The organism is Nocardioides ginkgobilobae (assembly GCF_054781275.1).
In genome coordinates this window covers 57,769-73,651 of record NZ_BAAGUS010000005.1, presented here as the reverse complement: position 1 = coordinate 73,651, position 15,883 = coordinate 57,769, and the positions used below count along the sequence as shown (strand labels likewise).

Annotated in this window: 15 protein-coding genes; 6 read left to right on the top strand and 9 right to left on the bottom strand. The window is 71.9% G+C overall.

The annotated features are described in order from the left end of the window. Positions 1-271 precede the first annotated feature (271 nt). Positions 272-1,825, top strand: coding sequence for a hypothetical protein (locus ACYVID_RS06685; protein ID WP_460735641.1), 1,554 nt, complete (start codon positions 272-274; stop codon positions 1,823-1,825). Between the two features lie 155 nt (positions 1,826-1,980). On the opposite strand, the gene ACYVID_RS06680 is transcribed toward ACYVID_RS06685, so the two are convergent. Then, a complete protein-coding gene (locus ACYVID_RS06680) occupies positions 1,981-2,904 on the bottom strand; it encodes an LCP family protein (protein WP_460735639.1) in 924 nt (307 codons plus the stop codon). Next, positions 2,901-3,659, bottom strand: coding sequence for a hypothetical protein (locus tag ACYVID_RS06675; protein ID WP_460735637.1), 759 nt, complete (start codon positions 3,657-3,659; stop codon positions 2,901-2,903). The genes ACYVID_RS06680 and ACYVID_RS06675 overlap by 4 nt, the downstream gene beginning before the upstream one ends. Positions 3,660-3,798: 139 nt before the next feature. On the opposite strand from ACYVID_RS06675, the gene ACYVID_RS06670 reads away from it, so the two are divergent. From ACYVID_RS06670 to ACYVID_RS06655, 4 genes are read left to right on the top strand one after another with little or no spacing between them, the layout of a single operon-like run. Continuing rightward, entirely contained in the window at positions 3,799-7,575 is a 3,777-nt protein-coding gene (locus ACYVID_RS06670; RefSeq protein ID WP_460735635.1) for a multifunctional oxoglutarate decarboxylase/oxoglutarate dehydrogenase thiamine pyrophosphate-binding subunit/dihydrolipoyllysine-residue succinyltransferase subunit, read from the top strand. Positions 7,576-7,596: 21 nt separating this feature from the next. Then, the gene (locus ACYVID_RS06665) at positions 7,597-7,773 is read left to right on the top strand and encodes a DUF6104 family protein (RefSeq protein ID WP_300641092.1); all 177 of its coding nucleotides are present in this window, start codon (positions 7,597-7,599) and stop codon (positions 7,771-7,773) included. Further along, positions 7,773-8,357, top strand: coding sequence for a hypothetical protein (locus tag ACYVID_RS06660; RefSeq protein WP_460735633.1), 585 nt, complete (start codon positions 7,773-7,775; stop codon positions 8,355-8,357). Before ACYVID_RS06665 ends, ACYVID_RS06660 begins: the two co-directional genes overlap by 1 nt. 14 nt (positions 8,358-8,371) lie before the next feature. Then, positions 8,372-8,974: an acetoacetate decarboxylase family protein gene (locus tag ACYVID_RS06655; protein ID WP_460735631.1), complete on the top strand. Its 603-nt coding sequence runs from the start codon at positions 8,372-8,374 to the stop codon at positions 8,972-8,974. On the opposite strand, the gene ACYVID_RS06650 is transcribed toward ACYVID_RS06655, so the two are convergent. The 3 genes from ACYVID_RS06650 to ACYVID_RS06640 form a co-directional block, all read right to left on the bottom strand. Continuing rightward, positions 8,971-9,225, bottom strand: a complete 255-nt coding sequence (locus tag ACYVID_RS06650; protein WP_460735629.1) for a hypothetical protein — start codon at positions 9,223-9,225, stop codon at positions 8,971-8,973. The genes ACYVID_RS06655 and ACYVID_RS06650 overlap by 4 nt on opposite strands. An 87-nt stretch (positions 9,226-9,312) precedes the next feature. After that, positions 9,313-10,506: a fatty acid desaturase family protein gene (locus ACYVID_RS06645; RefSeq protein ID WP_460735627.1), complete on the bottom strand. Its 1,194-nt coding sequence runs from the start codon at positions 10,504-10,506 to the stop codon at positions 9,313-9,315. 70 nt (positions 10,507-10,576) lie between these two features. After that, positions 10,577-11,674, bottom strand: a complete 1,098-nt coding sequence (locus ACYVID_RS06640) for a ferredoxin reductase (protein ID WP_460735625.1) — start codon at positions 11,672-11,674, stop codon at positions 10,577-10,579. A 159-nt stretch (positions 11,675-11,833) separates the two neighbouring features. Between ACYVID_RS06640 and ACYVID_RS06635 the strand changes: the two genes are divergently transcribed. Beyond that, positions 11,834-12,475, top strand: a complete 642-nt coding sequence (locus tag ACYVID_RS06635; protein ID WP_460735621.1) for a TetR family transcriptional regulator — start codon at positions 11,834-11,836, stop codon at positions 12,473-12,475. Positions 12,476-12,479: 4 nt separating this feature from the next. Here the strand turns inward: ACYVID_RS06635 and ACYVID_RS06630 are convergent, their stop codons facing one another. The 4 genes from ACYVID_RS06630 to ACYVID_RS06615 form a co-directional block, all read right to left on the bottom strand. Next, positions 12,480-13,178, bottom strand: a complete 699-nt coding sequence (locus ACYVID_RS06630) for an SDR family oxidoreductase (RefSeq protein ID WP_460735619.1) — start codon at positions 13,176-13,178, stop codon at positions 12,480-12,482. Further along, positions 13,175-14,143 carry a zinc-binding dehydrogenase gene (locus ACYVID_RS06625; protein WP_460735617.1) on the bottom strand — a complete coding sequence of 323 codons (969 nt, stop codon included), beginning with the start codon at positions 14,141-14,143 and terminating at the stop codon, positions 13,175-13,177. Before ACYVID_RS06625 ends, ACYVID_RS06630 begins: the two co-directional genes overlap by 4 nt. Before the next feature lie 23 nt (positions 14,144-14,166). After that, the gene (locus ACYVID_RS06620) at positions 14,167-15,279 is read right to left on the bottom strand and encodes an NAD(P)-dependent malic enzyme (RefSeq protein ID WP_460735929.1); all 1,113 of its coding nucleotides are present in this window, start codon (positions 15,277-15,279) and stop codon (positions 14,167-14,169) included. A 192-nt stretch (positions 15,280-15,471) separates the two neighbouring features. After that, a complete protein-coding gene (locus ACYVID_RS06615) occupies positions 15,472-15,783 on the bottom strand; it encodes a S24/S26 family peptidase (RefSeq protein WP_460735927.1) in 312 nt (103 codons plus the stop codon). Positions 15,784-15,883 lie beyond the last annotated feature (100 nt).

Here is a 15,883-nt window from a genome sequence, read left to right as displayed (position 1 = left end):
CGGGTCGTTGCGTCTGCGCAGCCGCTTATACCGCCGCCCTCAAGTCGCCGGGGCACGAAGCCGATGCTCCTCGTGGTCCGGACGCCTGGAGGTAGTCCGTCCGGCCTGGTCCAGACCACCCGAAGTGACTACCTAACCCGAGGGTGTGTGGGCCGTTTCACCCTTTGAGGTCCGTCACCACGACGGAAACCTCCCGGGAGGGGAGGGGTGCTTCACACACTCTTCCTGGCTACCACCGCTGACACCAGCAGCGACGACGAAAGTAGGAAGTGTGAAGAAGTCCTTCAAGAGGGCAGTGGCCGTCTCCGCCGTCTGCGCGGCCGGCCTCGCAGGAACCCTCACCACCACCCCCGCCGCGACCGCCCAGGACGACGCGCAGGCGCCCAAGGTCCTCACCGACTTCGGCATGACCGCGCTGGCCTACGGCACGAAGATCAGCCTGGCCGGGGTGGACGTCAAGAGCCTCAAGGACGCCAAGACCCTGCAGGCCTGCACGCGGACCACCGGCCTGGAGCGCCTCGCGCCCTCGCTGCTGTCCACGGACACGATCGCCGAGCTCCTCGGCGACGCCCTGCCGGTCGACCTGGCGGGCCTGATCCACCTCTCCCCCAGCACCAGCTCCACCGAGACCTACCGCGACGGCAACATCACCGGCGTCCGGGCGACCAACGTCCTCGGTGACATCGTCCTCGGCGCCAAGGAGCTCGCGCCCGGCGTGCAGCTGCCGACGCTGCGCATCCAGGGCCTCGAGGCCGTGGCGGACTCCTTCCACGACCCTGCCGACGCGGACGGCGACGGCAACCCGTTCGGCACCGCCGAGTCCTTCGGTTTCGGGACCCTGGAGCTGATCCTCCCCGAGGACGGCGTCATCGGCGACACCCTGGAGATGCTCTTCGAGAACATCCCGGGCACCGAGGGCCTCAACGAGATCATCAACGTCCCCCTCGGCGCCCTGGTCGACACCCTGAACCAGCTCGCGGACGCCGCGAACCCGCTGCTCGGTGACGTCATCGAGATCCCGGGCCTGGGCTCGATCGGCCTCGGCACCTCCTTCGCCAAGGTCGGCGACGGCTTCGCCTCCTCCGGTGCCAACGCCCTGCAGATCGAGGTCGACCCCTCGGAGCAGAACAACGACTCCACCGCGCTGCTCAAGCTGGGCTACGCCCAGTCGCGCATCGACGAGGGCGCCGTCAACGGCGTCTTCCGCTCCACCCTCAGCGGCCTGAACCTCAAGGCGCTGCCGCTCACCGAGGACACCGCGCTGCTGCACCTCGGCGGCATCGGCACTCAGGCCATCCCCTGCGCGGGCACCGACAACGAGACGGAGTCCAAGACCGTCGAGAGCGTCGACTTCCCGCTGAGCCTGCCCGGCCTGCCGACCGCGATCGCCACCCTCAACGGCATCGAGTACTCCTACAAGGCCGACCAGCTCTCCCGCGGCCGCGCCAAGTCGGTCGCCACCTCCTCGCTCGGCTCGCTCGAGATCCCGGCCCTCGACCTGGTCATCTCCGGTGTGGAGTCCACGCTGCGCCTGCGCAGCACCGGCAAGCCCGGCAAGGCCGTCCGCGGCGCCAAGGCTCCCGAGTTCAAGCTCGCCAGCGTCCTGTACAAGGGCGAGGAGCTGCTCCCGCCGGGTGGTCTGAACATCGGCGAGACCGTCTCCTTCGTCGTCGAGGAGCTCAACAACACCAACGGGTTCATCACCTTCGGCCCGCGTGCGACGAGCAACTTCTACGGCGGCAAGCTGGCGGCGACGCGTCTGCAGATCGGCGACCTCCTGACCCTCGACCTGGGTTGGCTCGAGTCGCAGATCTTCCCCCGCTGATCCACGCTCGCTGAGCCTCGGCCCAGCGACCTGACCGGCACTGCCGGTCCACCCTTCTGACACGACCGGGGCGGCCCATCGAGGGCCGCCCCGGTTCGTGCGTTCCGGGGTCTCGTGGCTCGCTGCGCTCGCACCTCGACCAGCGAGGTGCGCCGTCAGCAGCCGGGGGGCAGCGTGGCGTCGGCGCGAGCAGCGTTGCCGAGCCGACGGGCGGTCGCGACGTCCGGCCGCACGATGCTCGCTCCGCCGATGGTGCCGATGGTGCCGGGCACCACGCACGTGGTGATCCGGGCGGGGTCGACCCGGGCGACGAGCTGCGCCAGCCGGAACAGCGTCGCCGGGCCCTCCCCCGTGCGCAGGTGCTGCAGCACCGACATGACCCCGCGCTCCATGAACCCCGGGGTGCCGGCCTGCGAGGCCACCCGCGCCTGGATGCCGCGCAGCACCCGCTGCTGGTTGGCCGAGCGCGCGAAGTCGCCCCCGGCCAGGGTCTTGCGGATGCGGGCGAAGGCCATCGCGCCGTAGCCGTCGAGGCGGACCCGCCCCTGGGCGAACCCGCGCGGCTTGAGGTCGGGGTCGGAGAAGCGGCGCGGGTTGCTGACCGTGATGCCGCCGATGTCGTCGACCATGTCCTCGAAGAACGGGAACCGCGTGACGAACACGTAGTCGGGCTGGACGCCCACGAGGTTGCCGACGGTCCGGCCCTGGAGCTCGGGCCCACCGAACACCATCGCGGCGTTGACCCGGCTCGCGCCGTACCCGGGGATCGGGACGTAGGAGTCGCGCGGGATGCCGATCGCGGCCGCCGCGCCGGTGCGCGGGTCGATCCCGATCAGCTGCAGCGCATCGCCGCGGGTCCTGGTCATGACCTGGCCGGGCCGGGCGTCGGAGCCCACCGCCAGGATCCACACGACCCGGTCCCCCACGTCGAGGCCGCGTGCGTGCCGCATCGCCACCAGCGCGGAGTCCTCGGAGGCCACCTCGGCGTCCGGCACCACGACCGCGGTCGTGGCCAAGACGGCCGCCAACGCGGTCGCCCTCGCCGTACGCCGGAGCCGGCCCGCCCTGCGCGTGCTCATCGCCCGCCTCCCGACTGCTTGCCCGACTGCTTGCCCGACTGCGTGGCCGACTGCCTGCCCGACCGCTCCGCCTCCCGGCCGGGGGCCGGCTGGAGCGGCGACTGGGTCACGTCGAAGCCGAAGACCCGCCACCCGCCGCGCAGGTAGGACAGCACCAGCCGGCCCTCGAGCCGGATCCGGCGCTCCACCTCGCCCGTGGTGCGGAAGTCCATCCGCACCCGTGCGGTCGCCCCGCGCGGCATCTCCCGCGTGGACAGCACGTCGACGGCGACCCGTCGCCGCAACGGCACGAGCGCGTCGATCCGCGAGCCCAGCCGGGCGCTGGTCATGAGGTCGCGCTGCTGCCAGGCCTGCGCGGCCGCCGTGCGGGTGAACCCGGGGAAGGAGCCCCGGTAGCGGCTGCGCGGGTAGTCGGCCTCGACGAAGGCCGCGTCCCACCAGCCGTCGACGACCGCCGCGACCCGCTGCGCCACTTGGCGGTGCCGCTGCGGCGCGAGCCGGCCGACCCGCTGGCCGGGCACCACCACGGTGGGCACGCCCGAGGCCTGCCGACCGGCATCCTCACCGCGGCTGCTCGGCCCGCCGTCCCGCGGGCCCGACCCGTCCTCGCCGGTGCACCCGGAGACGAGGACCAGGGCCAGCAGCGGGCCCAGCAGCGGGGCGAGGAGCCGCCGGTCCGGGCGGTTGCGCCGGGACCCCCGGAGGGGTGGGGTACGCCGGGTCCTGGGCGCCCCGAGGGGCTCCTGGTGCGGCACGAATGCTCCTCCTGGTGTGGCTTCGGTGACACCCTGCCCGAATCGCGCCCCGACCTGGGACATCGACGCGTCGGGGGTCTAGCCTGGGTGACTGCAATTCCCACCTTCGCGCGCTCATCCGAAAGAGGCGAATCAAGCCGTGCCGCAGTCCCCTGGCAGCTCCACCTCCACCGGCTCCCCCGAGGTCTCCCACGACTTCGGCGCCAACGACTGGCTCGTGGAGGAGATGTTCGAGCAGTACCAGAAGGACCCCGGCAGCGTCGATCCGAGCTGGAAGGCCTACTTCGACTCGCGCAACGGTGCCGGCAACGGCAGCGGCGGCGGCAGCAACGGCGCCGCCCCGGCGAAGGCCCCGGCGCCGGCGCAGCCTGCGAAGGCCGAGCCCGCCAAGGCCGAGCCCGCCAAGGCCGGGAGCAACGGCGCCGACAAGCCCGCGGACAAGGACAAGCCCGCCGCCCAGGCGCCGGCCCCCGTGGCCAAGCCGCGCCCCGAGTCCAAGGCAGCCGAGCCGAGCAAGGGGACGTCCTCGCCCATGCCCAAGGAGACCCGCCCGACCGCGCCGGCCGAGGCCAGCGACGAGCCGACGTACACCGTGCTGCGCGGCGCCCCGGCGCGGACCGCGCAGAACATGGACGTCTCGCTGACGGTCCCGACCGCGACCTCGATCCGCTCGGTCCCGGTCAAGCTGCTGTGGGACAACCGCACCGTCATCAACAACCACCTCGCCCGTGCCCGCGGTGGCAAGGTCTCCTTCACCCACCTCATCGGCTACGCCCTGGTGAAGGCGCTGAAGTCGATGCCGGAGATGAACAACTCCTACGCCGAGGTCGACGGCAAGCCGAACCTCGTCACGCCGGCCCACATCAACCTCGGCCTGGCCATCGACATCAAGAAGGGCGAGACCCGCCAGCTGCTCGTCCCGAGCATCAAGGCCTGCGAGTCGATGGACTTCGCGGCCTTCTGGACCGCCTACGAGGACGTCGTCACCAAGGCCCGCGAGGGCAAGCTCACCGTCGCTGACTTCCAGGGCACCACGATCAGCCTCACCAACGTCGGCGGGCTCGGCACCAACCACTCGGTGCCGCGCCTGATGACCGGCCAGGCCGCGATCATCGGCGTCGGCGCCATGGAGTACCCGCCGGAGTGGCAGGGCGCCTCGGCCGACGCGATCGCGCGCAACGCGATCTCCAAGGTCATGACGCTGACCTCGACGTACGACCACCGCGTCATCCAGGGCGCCCAGTCCGGTGAGTTCCTGCGCCGCGTCCACCAGCTGCTGCTGGGCGAGGACGGCTTCTACGACGAGATCTTCCGCTCGCTGCGCATCCCCTACCAGCCGATCCGCTGGGGCGCGGACATCGCGACGTCGCACGACGACGAGATCTCCAAGCAGGCGCGCATCCTGGAGCTGATCCACGCCTACCGCGTGCGCGGCCACCTCATGGCCGACACCGACCCGCTGGAGTACCGCCAGCGCACCCACCCCGACCTCGAGGTGGAGAACCACGGCCTCACGCTGTGGGACCTCGACCGCGAGTTCGCCACCGGCTCCTTCGGCGGCGAGGGCCGCCGGTTCATGAAGCTGCGCACGATCCTGGGGATCCTGCGCGACTCCTACTGCCGCACCACCGGCATCGAGTACATGCACATCATGGACCCCGAGCAGCGCCGTTGGCTCCAGCAGCGCGTCGAGCAGCCGCACGTGAAGCCGCCCCGCGAGGAGCAGCTGCGGATCCTGCTCAAGCTCAACCAGGCCGAGGCCTTCGAGACCTTCCTGCAGACCAAGTTCGTGGGCCAGAAGCGCTTCTCCCTCGAGGGCGGCGAGACCACGATCCCGGTCATCGACGAGATCTGCGAGGCCGCCGCCGAGGCCGGTCTCGACGAGGTCACCATCGGCATGGCCCACCGCGGCCGCCTCAACGTGCTGGCCAACATCGTCGGCAAGAACTACTCCCAGATCTTCCGCGAGTTCGAGGGCAACATCGATCCGCGCACGGTCCAGGGCTCCGGCGACGTGAAGTACCACCTCGGCGCCGAGGGCGAGTTCACCGCGGAGAGCGGTTCGACGGTCAAGGTCTCCGTCGCGGCCAACCCCTCCCACCTCGAGGCCGTCGACCCCGTGCTCGAGGGCATCGCCCGGGCCAAGCAGGACGTCCTGGACCGCGGCTCGGAGTACCCCGTCCTGCCGCTGCTGGTCCACGGTGACGCCGCGTTCGCCGGCCAGGGCGTGGTCGCGGAGACGCTCAACCTCTCCCAGCTGCGCGGCTACCGCACCGGTGGCACCGTCCACCTGATCGTCAACAACCAGGTCGGCTTCACCACCTCGCCCGGCTCGTCGCGCTCCTCGCTCTACTGCACCGACGTGGCGCGGATGGTCCAGGCACCGATCTTCCACGTCAACGGCGACGACCCCGAGGCCTGCATCCGCGTGGCCCGGCTGGCCTTCGAGTACCGCCAGGCCTTCCACAAGGACGTCGTCATCGACCTGGTGTGCTACCGCCGGCGTGGTCACAACGAGGGCGACGACCCGTCGTACACCCAGCCGCTGATGTACGACCTGATCGAGCAGAAGCGCTCCGTGCGCAAGCTCTACACCGAGTCCCTCATCGGTCGTGGCGACATCACGATCGAGGAGGCCGAGCAGGTCCTGCGCGACTACCAGCAGCAGCTGGAGCGGGTCTTCACCGAGGTCCGCGAGGCCACGAGCCAGCCCTCGGGCTGGACCACGGTCCCCGACTACCCGGACAAGCCCGCGGGCGAGACCCGTACCTCGATCGAGCCCGACGTGCTCAAGCGGATCGCGGACGCCTACACCACGCCGCCGGAGGGCTTCACCGTCCACCCGAAGGTCATGCCGCAGCTGCAGCGCCGGGCCACCTCCATCACCGAGGGCCCGATCGACTGGGGCACCGGCGAGATCCTCGCCTTCGGCTCGCTGCTCATGGAGGGTCGCCCGGTCCGCCTGGCCGGCCAGGACTCGCGCCGCGGCACCTTCGTGTCGCGCTTCGCCACGATCATCGACCGGCGCAACGCCGACGAGTGGACCCCGCTGTCCTCGCTCACCGAGGACCAGGCGAAGTTCTACGTCTACGACTCGCTGCTCTCGGAGTACGCCGCGCTCGGCTTCGAGTACGGCTACTCGGTGGCGCGTCCCGAGGCGCTGGTGCTGTGGGAGGCGCAGTTCGGCGACTTCGTCAACGGTGCCCAGACCGTCATCGACGAGTTCATCTCCTCCGGTCGCACGAAGTGGCGCCAGGACTCCGGTGTCGTGCTGCTGCTGCCCCACGGCTACGAGGGCCAGGGCCCCGACCACTCCTCCGCGCGGATCGAGCGGTTCCTGCAGATGGCCGCCGACGACGCCTTCGTCGTGGCCCAGCCGTCGACCCCGGCGTCGTACTTCCACCTGCTGCGCCAGCACGCGCTCGGCGAGGAGCACCGTCCGCTGATCGTCTTCACGCCGAAGTCGATGCTCAAGCGCAAGGAGGCCGCCTCGCAGCCCGAGGAGTTCACCTCCGGGCACTTCCGTCCCTTCATCGGCGACGGTGCGGCGGACCCGGACAAGGTCGACACCCTGCTGCTGTGCAGCGGTCGCGTGACCTGGGACCTCATGGTCGACCGGGCCAAGCGGGAGAACCCCGAGCGGTTCGCGATCGCCCGGGTCGAGCAGCTCTACCCGCGCCCGCTGGACGACATCAAGGCCGAGATCGCGCGCTACCCCCACCTCAAGGAGGTGCGCTGGGTCCAGGACGAGCCGCGCAACAACGGCCCCTGGCCGCACTACGCGCTCAACGCCTGGGCCGAGGTCGACGCCACGGTCGTGCCGGTCACCCGGCCCGAGTCGTCCTCGCCGTCGGTCGGCACCGTCAAGCGGCACCAGGTCGAGCAGAAGGAGCTGCTGGACCGGGCCTTCGCCTGATCCGGCATCCGCGGCAGCGACATGTACTTCACCGATCGCGGCATCGAGGAGCTCGTCTCGCGCCGGGGAGACGAGGAGGTGACCCTGGGGTGGCTCGCCGAGCAGCTCCAGGCCTTCACCGACGTCCACCCCGAGCACGAGGCGGCGGTCGAGCGGCTGGCCACCTGGCTGGCCCGCCTCGACGACCCCGAGGACTGATGGAGGCACCTCCGCCGGAGATCAGCTACGCCGCCTGGGGCCGCGCCTTCTTCCGCGAGGCGGTCTCGGTGGAGCGGGTCCTGGCCGCGGTCAACGTCCTGTCCGGGCAACCGGTCGACCTGCGCCCCCTGGGCGTCGGTCCGGGTCGCGTGGCGCGGGTGACCGCCCAGGGCGCCATCGGCGAGGCCTGGGGGCACCGGGTCGGCGACGACCCGGTCGCCTTCGCCGTACGACTCCCGGTGGCGGTGACCTTCACCCTCGACCTCGGCGTGGACAAGCAGGTCTTTGCGGCGGACCTCGAGGTGCCGCTGCTCATCACCGGTCGGGCGCGCGCGGACCTGACCATCACCTTGGACATCGAGCCGCCGCGCCCGCACCAGATCGTGGTCGACCTGCGGGCGCAGGGGCTGCGGGCCTCCCTCACCAAGCACGCCGCCCGCGTGCAGGGCGAGCTGCAGCGCTTCGTGGCGCGCTACGTCGCGCGCGAGGTGGAGAAGGACTACGTCCTGCGGGTGCGGACGATCGACGTCTCCGCGGCCATCGACCGAGCCCTGGTCACCCTGGCCCCGCAACGGCCGGTCTGACTACCGTCGGGACCATGACGACGCTCTACCCCGCGGCCCCGTGGACGATGGAGGGCCAGCTGTGGCTCTCGCTGTTCAAGGTCGGGCACGACGTCGACGCCCGCCGCCCCCGCGGTGTGTACGGCGTCGCGCTGGTCTCCTACGAGGAGCCGAGCCCCCTCACCTACTCCGAGCTGCTGGTCGCGCGGGTGGTCAAGGAGCCGCTGCGGGCGGTGTCGATCACCGACATCTGGGTCGACTCCCCCGCCTCGGTCGCCGGCGGCCGCGAGCTGTGGGCGATCCCGAAGGAGCTGGCCGATTTCCGCGTGACCCGCGAGCGCGGCACGGTGCGAGAGCGCACGTCGTGGTCGGTCGACGTCGAGGGCCGCCCGGTCGTGCGGGCCCGCTTCACCGACGCCTCGCGGCTGCTGCCGCGCGTGCCGCTCAAGGGTGCGACCTGGCAGCCGCCCATCGACGACCACGCCGGCGACGTCGTCGCGCACCTGACCGGCTCCAGCAAGGTGGGGCCGTGCCGCTCCGGCTGGGAGATCGCCCCCGACGGGCCGCTCGGCTGGCTGGCCGGCGCGCGCCGCCTGGCGTCGTTCCGCCAGGACGGCTTCCGGATGACCTTCGGCTAGCCGGGCAGCTGCTGGGGGTCCTCGTCCGCGGTCGGCTCCTGCTCGGCCGCGGCCCGCTTGGCGGCGTCACGGATCTCGAAGACCTCGGTGGCCAGGCCACCGATCGCCCCGGCGACGTCCTTGACGGCGTTGGTGAGGATCGTGGCGACCTCGCCCACCGCGCCGGCCGTCGCCTCGACGGTGCTCTGCACGGCGTCCTTGGAGATCTCCGCCTTGCTGATGCGGTCCTTGCCGCCGGGGCCGTTGCTCATGGACACAGTCTCCCCTCCGAGGTCCGGGTGCGCCACGGCCCGTGACCATGGTCTGGGTCACGGGCCGTGGCGTCGGCTGAGGTCGGCTCAGGCCGCGATCCGCTCCTGGGCGGCGACGGGCTCGGCGGCCTTGGCGCCCCGGCCCGGCAGGGCGAGCCGGCAGATCTTCTTGAACACGCTGCCGACCTGCTTGTGCAGCGGACCGGTGTTGTAGGGCAGGCCGTAGCGCTCGCAGATCTCCTGCACCTGCTGGGCGACCTCGGGGTAGCGGCGGGCCGGCAGGTCGGGGAAGAGGTGGTGCTCGATCTGGTGGCTCAGGTTGCCGCTCATGACGTGGAAGAGCGGACCGCCGGAGATGTTGGCCGAGCCGAGCACCTGGCGGTAGTACCAGTGGCCGCGGGTCTCGACCGGCTCGCCCTTGTCGTCGACGCCGTCGAGGCACTCCTCCTCGGAGAAGGTCTCCACGCCGGCCGGGAAGTGCCCGCAGAAGATGATGTTGAAGGCCCAGATGTTCCGCACGACGTTGGCCACCGCGTTGCCCGCGAAGGTCAGCGGGAAGAGCGGGCCGGTCAGCGCCGGGAACAGCACGTAGTCCTTCAGCGCCTGGCGGCGGATCTTGCGCAGCAGGCCGGGGTAGAGCGGCTTGTTGTCGGCGAGGCTGCGCTTGCCGGAGACGATGTTCTCGACCTCCAGGTCGTGCAGGGCCACGCCCCACTCGAACAGCATCATCAGGGCGAAGGCGTAGAGGGGGTTGCCCAGGTAGTAGGGCCGCCACTTCTGGTCCTCGTCCATCCGCAGGATGCCGTAGCCGATGTCGCGGTCCTTGCCGAGGATGTTGGTGAAGGTGTGGTGGATGTAGTTGTGGGAGTACTTCCACTGCTCACCGGGGCAGGCGGTGTCCCAGTCGAACATCCGCGAGTTCAGGCCGGGGTCGCCCATCCAGTCGTACTGGCCGTGCATGACGTTGTGGCCGATCTCCATGTTGTCGAGGATCTTCGACAGCGAGAGCGCGGCGACGGCCAGCGGCCAGGCCGGCGGCACGTAGAACAGCGCGCGGCCGGCGACCTCGAGGCCGCGCTGGTACTTCACGACCTTGCGGATGTAGGCCGCGTCGGCCTCGCCGAGGTCGGCCAGGACGGCCTGGCGGATGGCGTCCATCTCCTCGCCGAACGCCTGCAGCTGCTCAGCGGTCAACGGGACCTTGCCGGAGACGGGGGCCGTGGTGGCGCTCGAGGTGGTCGTGGCGCGGGTGCTCTGGGGGGTGCTCTGGGTGGTGCTCATGGTGGGCTTCCCTTCGGTCGGAGGGTGCGGAAGTGACTGGTCGACGGTGCGAAAGTGACGGCTCGGCGGGTCAGAGGTCCACGACGCAGTCACCGACAGGGGCGGTCACGCAGACGCGGACCTCCTCGTCGGGCTGCGAGGACTCCTCGCCGGTGAGGACGTTGCGGACGGTGCCGCTGGACTTCGTGGCGGTGCAGGAGAAGCAGATGCCCATCCGACAGCCGGAGGTCGGGCGCAGCCCCAGGGCCTCGGCCTGCTCGAGCAGGGTGGTGCCGGTGTTGGCGGCCTGCTTGCCGGAGCGGGAGAAGGCGACGTCGCCCTCGGCGGCGCCGGACGGCACCACGCTGGCCACGTTGAACAGCTCGGTGCGCAGCCGGGGGCTGTCGGCGTACGCCTCGCGGACCAGGTCGAGCATGGGCGCCGGGCCGCAGGCCCACGTGTCGGTGGCGGCGTACGACGGCACGAGCCGGCGCAGCTCGAACTCGCTGAACACGCTGCCGTGGCGCAGCACGACGTCGACGTCGTTGTCGGCCGCCGCGATCTGGGCCAGCTCCTCGGCGAAGATCTGGTCCTCGGCCGAGCGGGCGAAGTGCAGGAACGTCACGCGGCGCCCCGCCTTGCCGTCGTACCCGTCGCGCAGCAGGGTGCGCAGGATCGACATGGCCGGGGTGATGCCGGAGCCGCCGGTGAGGAAGAGCAGGTGGTTGTTGGTCGGCGTCGCCGGGCTCTCCTCGAGGACGAAGTCGCCCTCGGCCTGGGACAGGTGGACGATGTCGCCGACCTGGGCGCGCTCGACGAGCCAGCGGCTGACCGACTGGCCGGGCCGCTGCTCGCCCTGGGCGCGGACGGTGAGCTGGATGGTCTCCCCCGGCAGCGAGGCCGCGGAGGAGATGGTGAAGCAGCGGGTGGTCCGCCGGCTCCCGGGCAGGTCCACGCCGACCTGGACGTACTGACCGGCGCGGTGCCCGCGCCAGGTGCTGGTCGGCTGGAGGGTGATGGTGGCGACGGGGTGCTCGCCGCCGGTCTCGCGCCGCACGTCCAGGACGCGGGCGCGGACCTCCTTGGCGGCCCACATCGGGTTGATCTGCTCGAGGTAGCGGTCCACACCGTGGGGCGAGGTGAGTGCGGCGACCGCGCGGGAGCGGAGGATGGTGCCGGCGATACTCATGTCGTCTCCTGACAATGGGTGAACGTCTGTTCACTCAATCTTGCCGACCGCCCCCCGGCAGGGTCAAGTAGCGCGCAGGTGACCCACCCCACGGGACCGAGTGAGGGTGGACACATGTGCACCGACGAGTCGGCCGACCTCCCTCGATAGGCTGGCCCCGTGACCGAGACCCGCGTGGAGCGCAAGGAGCGCACCCGGCGCGCCATCCTGGATGCGGCCCTGGAGCTCTGCGAGGACAGCAGCCTGGTCGCGCTGTCGCTGCGCCAGGTCGCCGGGCGGGTCGGGATCGTCCCCACCGGCTTCTACCGCCACTTCGACTCCATCGAGGCCCTGGGCCTGGCGCTGGTCGACGAGTCCTTCGTGTCGCTGCGCGCCATGCTCCGCGACGTACGTCGGGTGGAGGCGGGTGGCACGGCCCCGGTCTCCTTCGCCGCGATCGTCGACCGGTCCGTCGACACGCTGGTCTCGCACGTGCACGCCCAGCGCGCCCACTTCGCGTTCATCGCGCGCGAGCGGACGGCCGGGCCCCCCGCGGTGCGCGAGGCGATCCGGCACGAGATCGAGCTCTGCGAGCGCGAGCTCGCCACCGACCTGGCCCGGCTCCCCGGGCCGGACGCCTGGAGCGCCGAGGACCTGCGGATCCTCTCCAACCTCATCGTCACCGCGATGGTGCACACCGCCGAGTCGCTCATCAGCAGCGCCGGGCGGCCCGAGGCCGAGCGTCGGCTGACCCAGACCGCCCGCACGCAGCTGAGGATGGTCATCATCGGCGCCCTGCACTGGCGCTCGGGTCAGGAGTAGCCGCTCAACGGGGCCCGGGCTTGATCGTCAGGTCGGGGACGGTGGCGTCGACGGGCAGGTCGAGCACGTGCAGGACCGCGTCGGCGACGGTCTCCGGGCGGATCCAGTCGGCGGCGTCGTACTCCTTGCCCTCCTGGGCGTGCACCTGCTCCTGCATCGGGGTGGCGGTGCGGCCGGGGTAGATGCTCGTGACCCGGACGCCGTGCCCGGCCTCCTCCGCCCGCAGCGCGTCGGCCAGGGCCCGCAGGCCGTGCTTGGTGGCGGCGTACGCCGACCACTGCGGGTGCGCGAAGAGCCCGGCACCCGAGTTGACCAGCACCACGGTGCCGCGGGCCTCCCGCAGCGCCGGCAGCGCGACCCGGGTCAGGGCGGCAGGCGCGACGAGGTTGACCCGCAGCTGCTCGGCCCAGTCCTGCACCGAGAGCTCCGCGACCGTGCCGAGCTGGACGACACCGGCGGCGTGGACGACCGAGTCCAGCCGCCCGGGCAGGGGCAGCGCCTCCACGGACTCCGGGTGCGCCAGGTCGGCCACGAGCGTGATGGCCCCCGGCAGCTGGGCGGCGAGCTCGGTCGCGCGCTGCTCCGAGCGGACCACCACGTGCACCTCGTCGCCGCGCTCGAGCAGCGCCGCCGCCACCAGGGCACCGATGCCGGAGCCGGCGCCGGTGACCAGGTGGGTCCGGGACGGGGTCGTGCGGGTCACCGGGTCAGGACGATCTTGCCGAACACGTCGCCGTCGACGATCGCAGCGAAACCCTCGGCGGCCTGCTCCATCGGGAGCGTGCGGTCCACCAGCGGGCGGGAGCCGGTGGCGTCGAGCAGCGAGACCAGCGAGGCGAGCTCGTCGCGGGTGCCCATGGTCGAGCCGATGACCGAGAGCTGGAGGAAGAAGATCCGGGTCAGCTCGGCGTCGTCGAGCTGCGGGCCCGAGGTGGTGCCGGAGATGACGATGGAGCCGCCGGGGCGCAGCGCGCGGATCGAGTGGGACCAGGTGGCGCGGCCGACGGTCTCCATCACCGCGTCGACCTTCACCGGCAGCCGGGCGCCGGACTCGAAGACCTCGTGGGCACCGATCTCCAGCGCGCGGGCGCGCTTGGCCTCGTCACGGCTGGTGGCGAGCACCTTCAGGCCCGCGGCACGGCCGAGGATGATGCAGGCGGTCGCGACGCCGCCGCCGGCGCCCTGCACGAGCACGGTGTCACCGGCCTTGAGGCCGCCACGGGTGAAGAGCATGCGGTACGCCGTGAGCCAGGCCGTCGGCAGGCAGGCAGCCTCCTCGAAGGACATCGAGGCGGGCTTGGGCACCACGTTGCGGCGCGGCACGACGACCTTGTCGGCGAAGGTGCCCTGGTGCCGCTCGGAGAGCAACGAGCGACGCGGGTCGAGGGTCTCGTCGCCGGTCCACGCCGGGTCGCTGATGACCGCGTGCACGACGACCTCGTTGCCGTCCTCGTCGAGGCCCGCGGCGTCGCAGCCCAGGATCATCGGCAGCTGCTCGGACTTCAGCCCCACGCCCTTGAGCGACCACACGTCGTGGTGGTTCAACGAGGCCGCCTTGACGGTCACGGTCGTCCACCCGTCGGGGGCGACCGGGTCCGGACGCTCACCCACCTTCAGCGCGGACAGCGGGTCGTCGGAGGAGAAGGAGTCGGCGTAGACAGCGAACATGGGCCGACCGTACCGACCGGCCCTTACCTCCGGGCCACCCCGTCTCGCCGAGCGGCCTCGGCGACGGCGGCCGAGACGGCGCCGGGCACGCGGGGGTCGAACGGGCCGGGGATGACGAAGTCCTCGCGCAGCTCGTCGCCGACCAGCTCGGCCAGCGCGTTGGCCGCGGCGAGCTTCATGCCCTCGGTGATGCCGGTGGCGTGGACGTCCAGCGCGCCCCGGAAGATCCCGGGGAAGGCGAGCACGTTGTTGATCTGGTTGGGGAAGTCCGAGCGGCCGGTGGCCACGACGCGGGCGTACTTGTGTGCGATGTCGGGGTGGACCTCGGGGGTGGGGTTGGCCATCGCGAAGATGATCGCGTCGGGGGCCATCCGGGCGATGTCCTCCTCCGGGATGGTGCCGCCGGAGACGCCGAGGTAGACGTCGGCGCCGTCGAGGGCGTCGGCCAGCGAGCCGGAGCGGCCGGCCTTGTCGGCGGTGATCTCGGCCAGCGCCTTCTTCACCGGCGTGAGGTCGTCGCGGCCGGAGTGGACCACGCCCTTGCGGTCGGTGACGGCGAGGTCGGTGATGCCGGCCTCGATGAGGATCTTGGCGATGGCGACGCCCGCGGCGCCGGCACCGGAGATGACGACCCGGGTCGTGGCGTAGTCGCGCCCGGTGAGCTTGAGGGCGTTCTCGAGCGCGGCCAGCGCGACGACGGCGGTGCCGTGCTGGTCGTCGTGGAAGACGGGGATGTCGAGGCGCTCCTTGAGCCGGTCCTCGATCTCGAAGCAGCGCGGCGCGGAGATGTCCTCGAGGTTGACGCCGCCGAAGCTCGGCGCGAGCCGGGCGACGGTCTCGATGATCTCCTCGGTGTCGGTGGTGTCCAGGCAGATCGGGACGGCGTCGACGCCGCCGAACTGCTTGAAGAGCACCGCCTTGCCCTCCATCACCGGCATCGCGGCGGCGGGGCCGATGTCGCCCAGGCCGAGCACGGCGGTGCCGTCGGAGACGACGGCCACGGTGTTGGGCACCCAGGTGTAGTGCTGGGTCATGCTGGGGTCGGCGGCGATCGCCTCGCACACCAGCGCCACCCCGGGGGTGTAGGCCAGCGAGAGGTCCTCCTTGCCCGTCAGCGGCGCGGAGGTGATCTCCATCTTGCCGCCCAGGTGGAGGTCGAAGACGGGGTCGCCCTCGTGCGGGTGGTGGGCTGCACGGAAGGGCTTGGGGGTGTTCGGCGTCTCGGACACGGCCGGAAGTCTGGCACAGCGGACGTCATCGTCCGGGGGGCGTCTCGCGGTGCGATGGGTCACAGGAAAGGGCGGGGCTGCCCGCCCTCAGGCCGGCCCTCAGGCCGGCCCTCGGAGCCGCCCCGGACGCGGCCAGAGCCGCGCCAGCACCACCGCCCGGACCCGCTCGTCGGGCACCGGGCCGCGGTGCCGCGAGTCGACGCCGACGGCGGGGTCGTCGCTGAGCAGCCACCAGCCACCCGCGCCGGAGGCCGTCGTACGCCGCTCGACCGCGCGCTTCACCGCGACCGTGCCGTCCGCGAGCTCCCCGACCACGACGTCACCGGGGCGCACCCGGCGGCCGTGGACCACGAGGAGCCGGTCGCCCTCGCGCAGGGTGGGGGCCATGGAGGCGCCGTGGACGCGTGCCAGGCCCAGCCGCGGGGTCGGCGGGGTCCGGGGGACCCGAGGAAGCCGAGGGACCCAAGGGAGAGGTCGTCGTCGGGGTGAGTCCACGAGGAGTAGTGTCCCA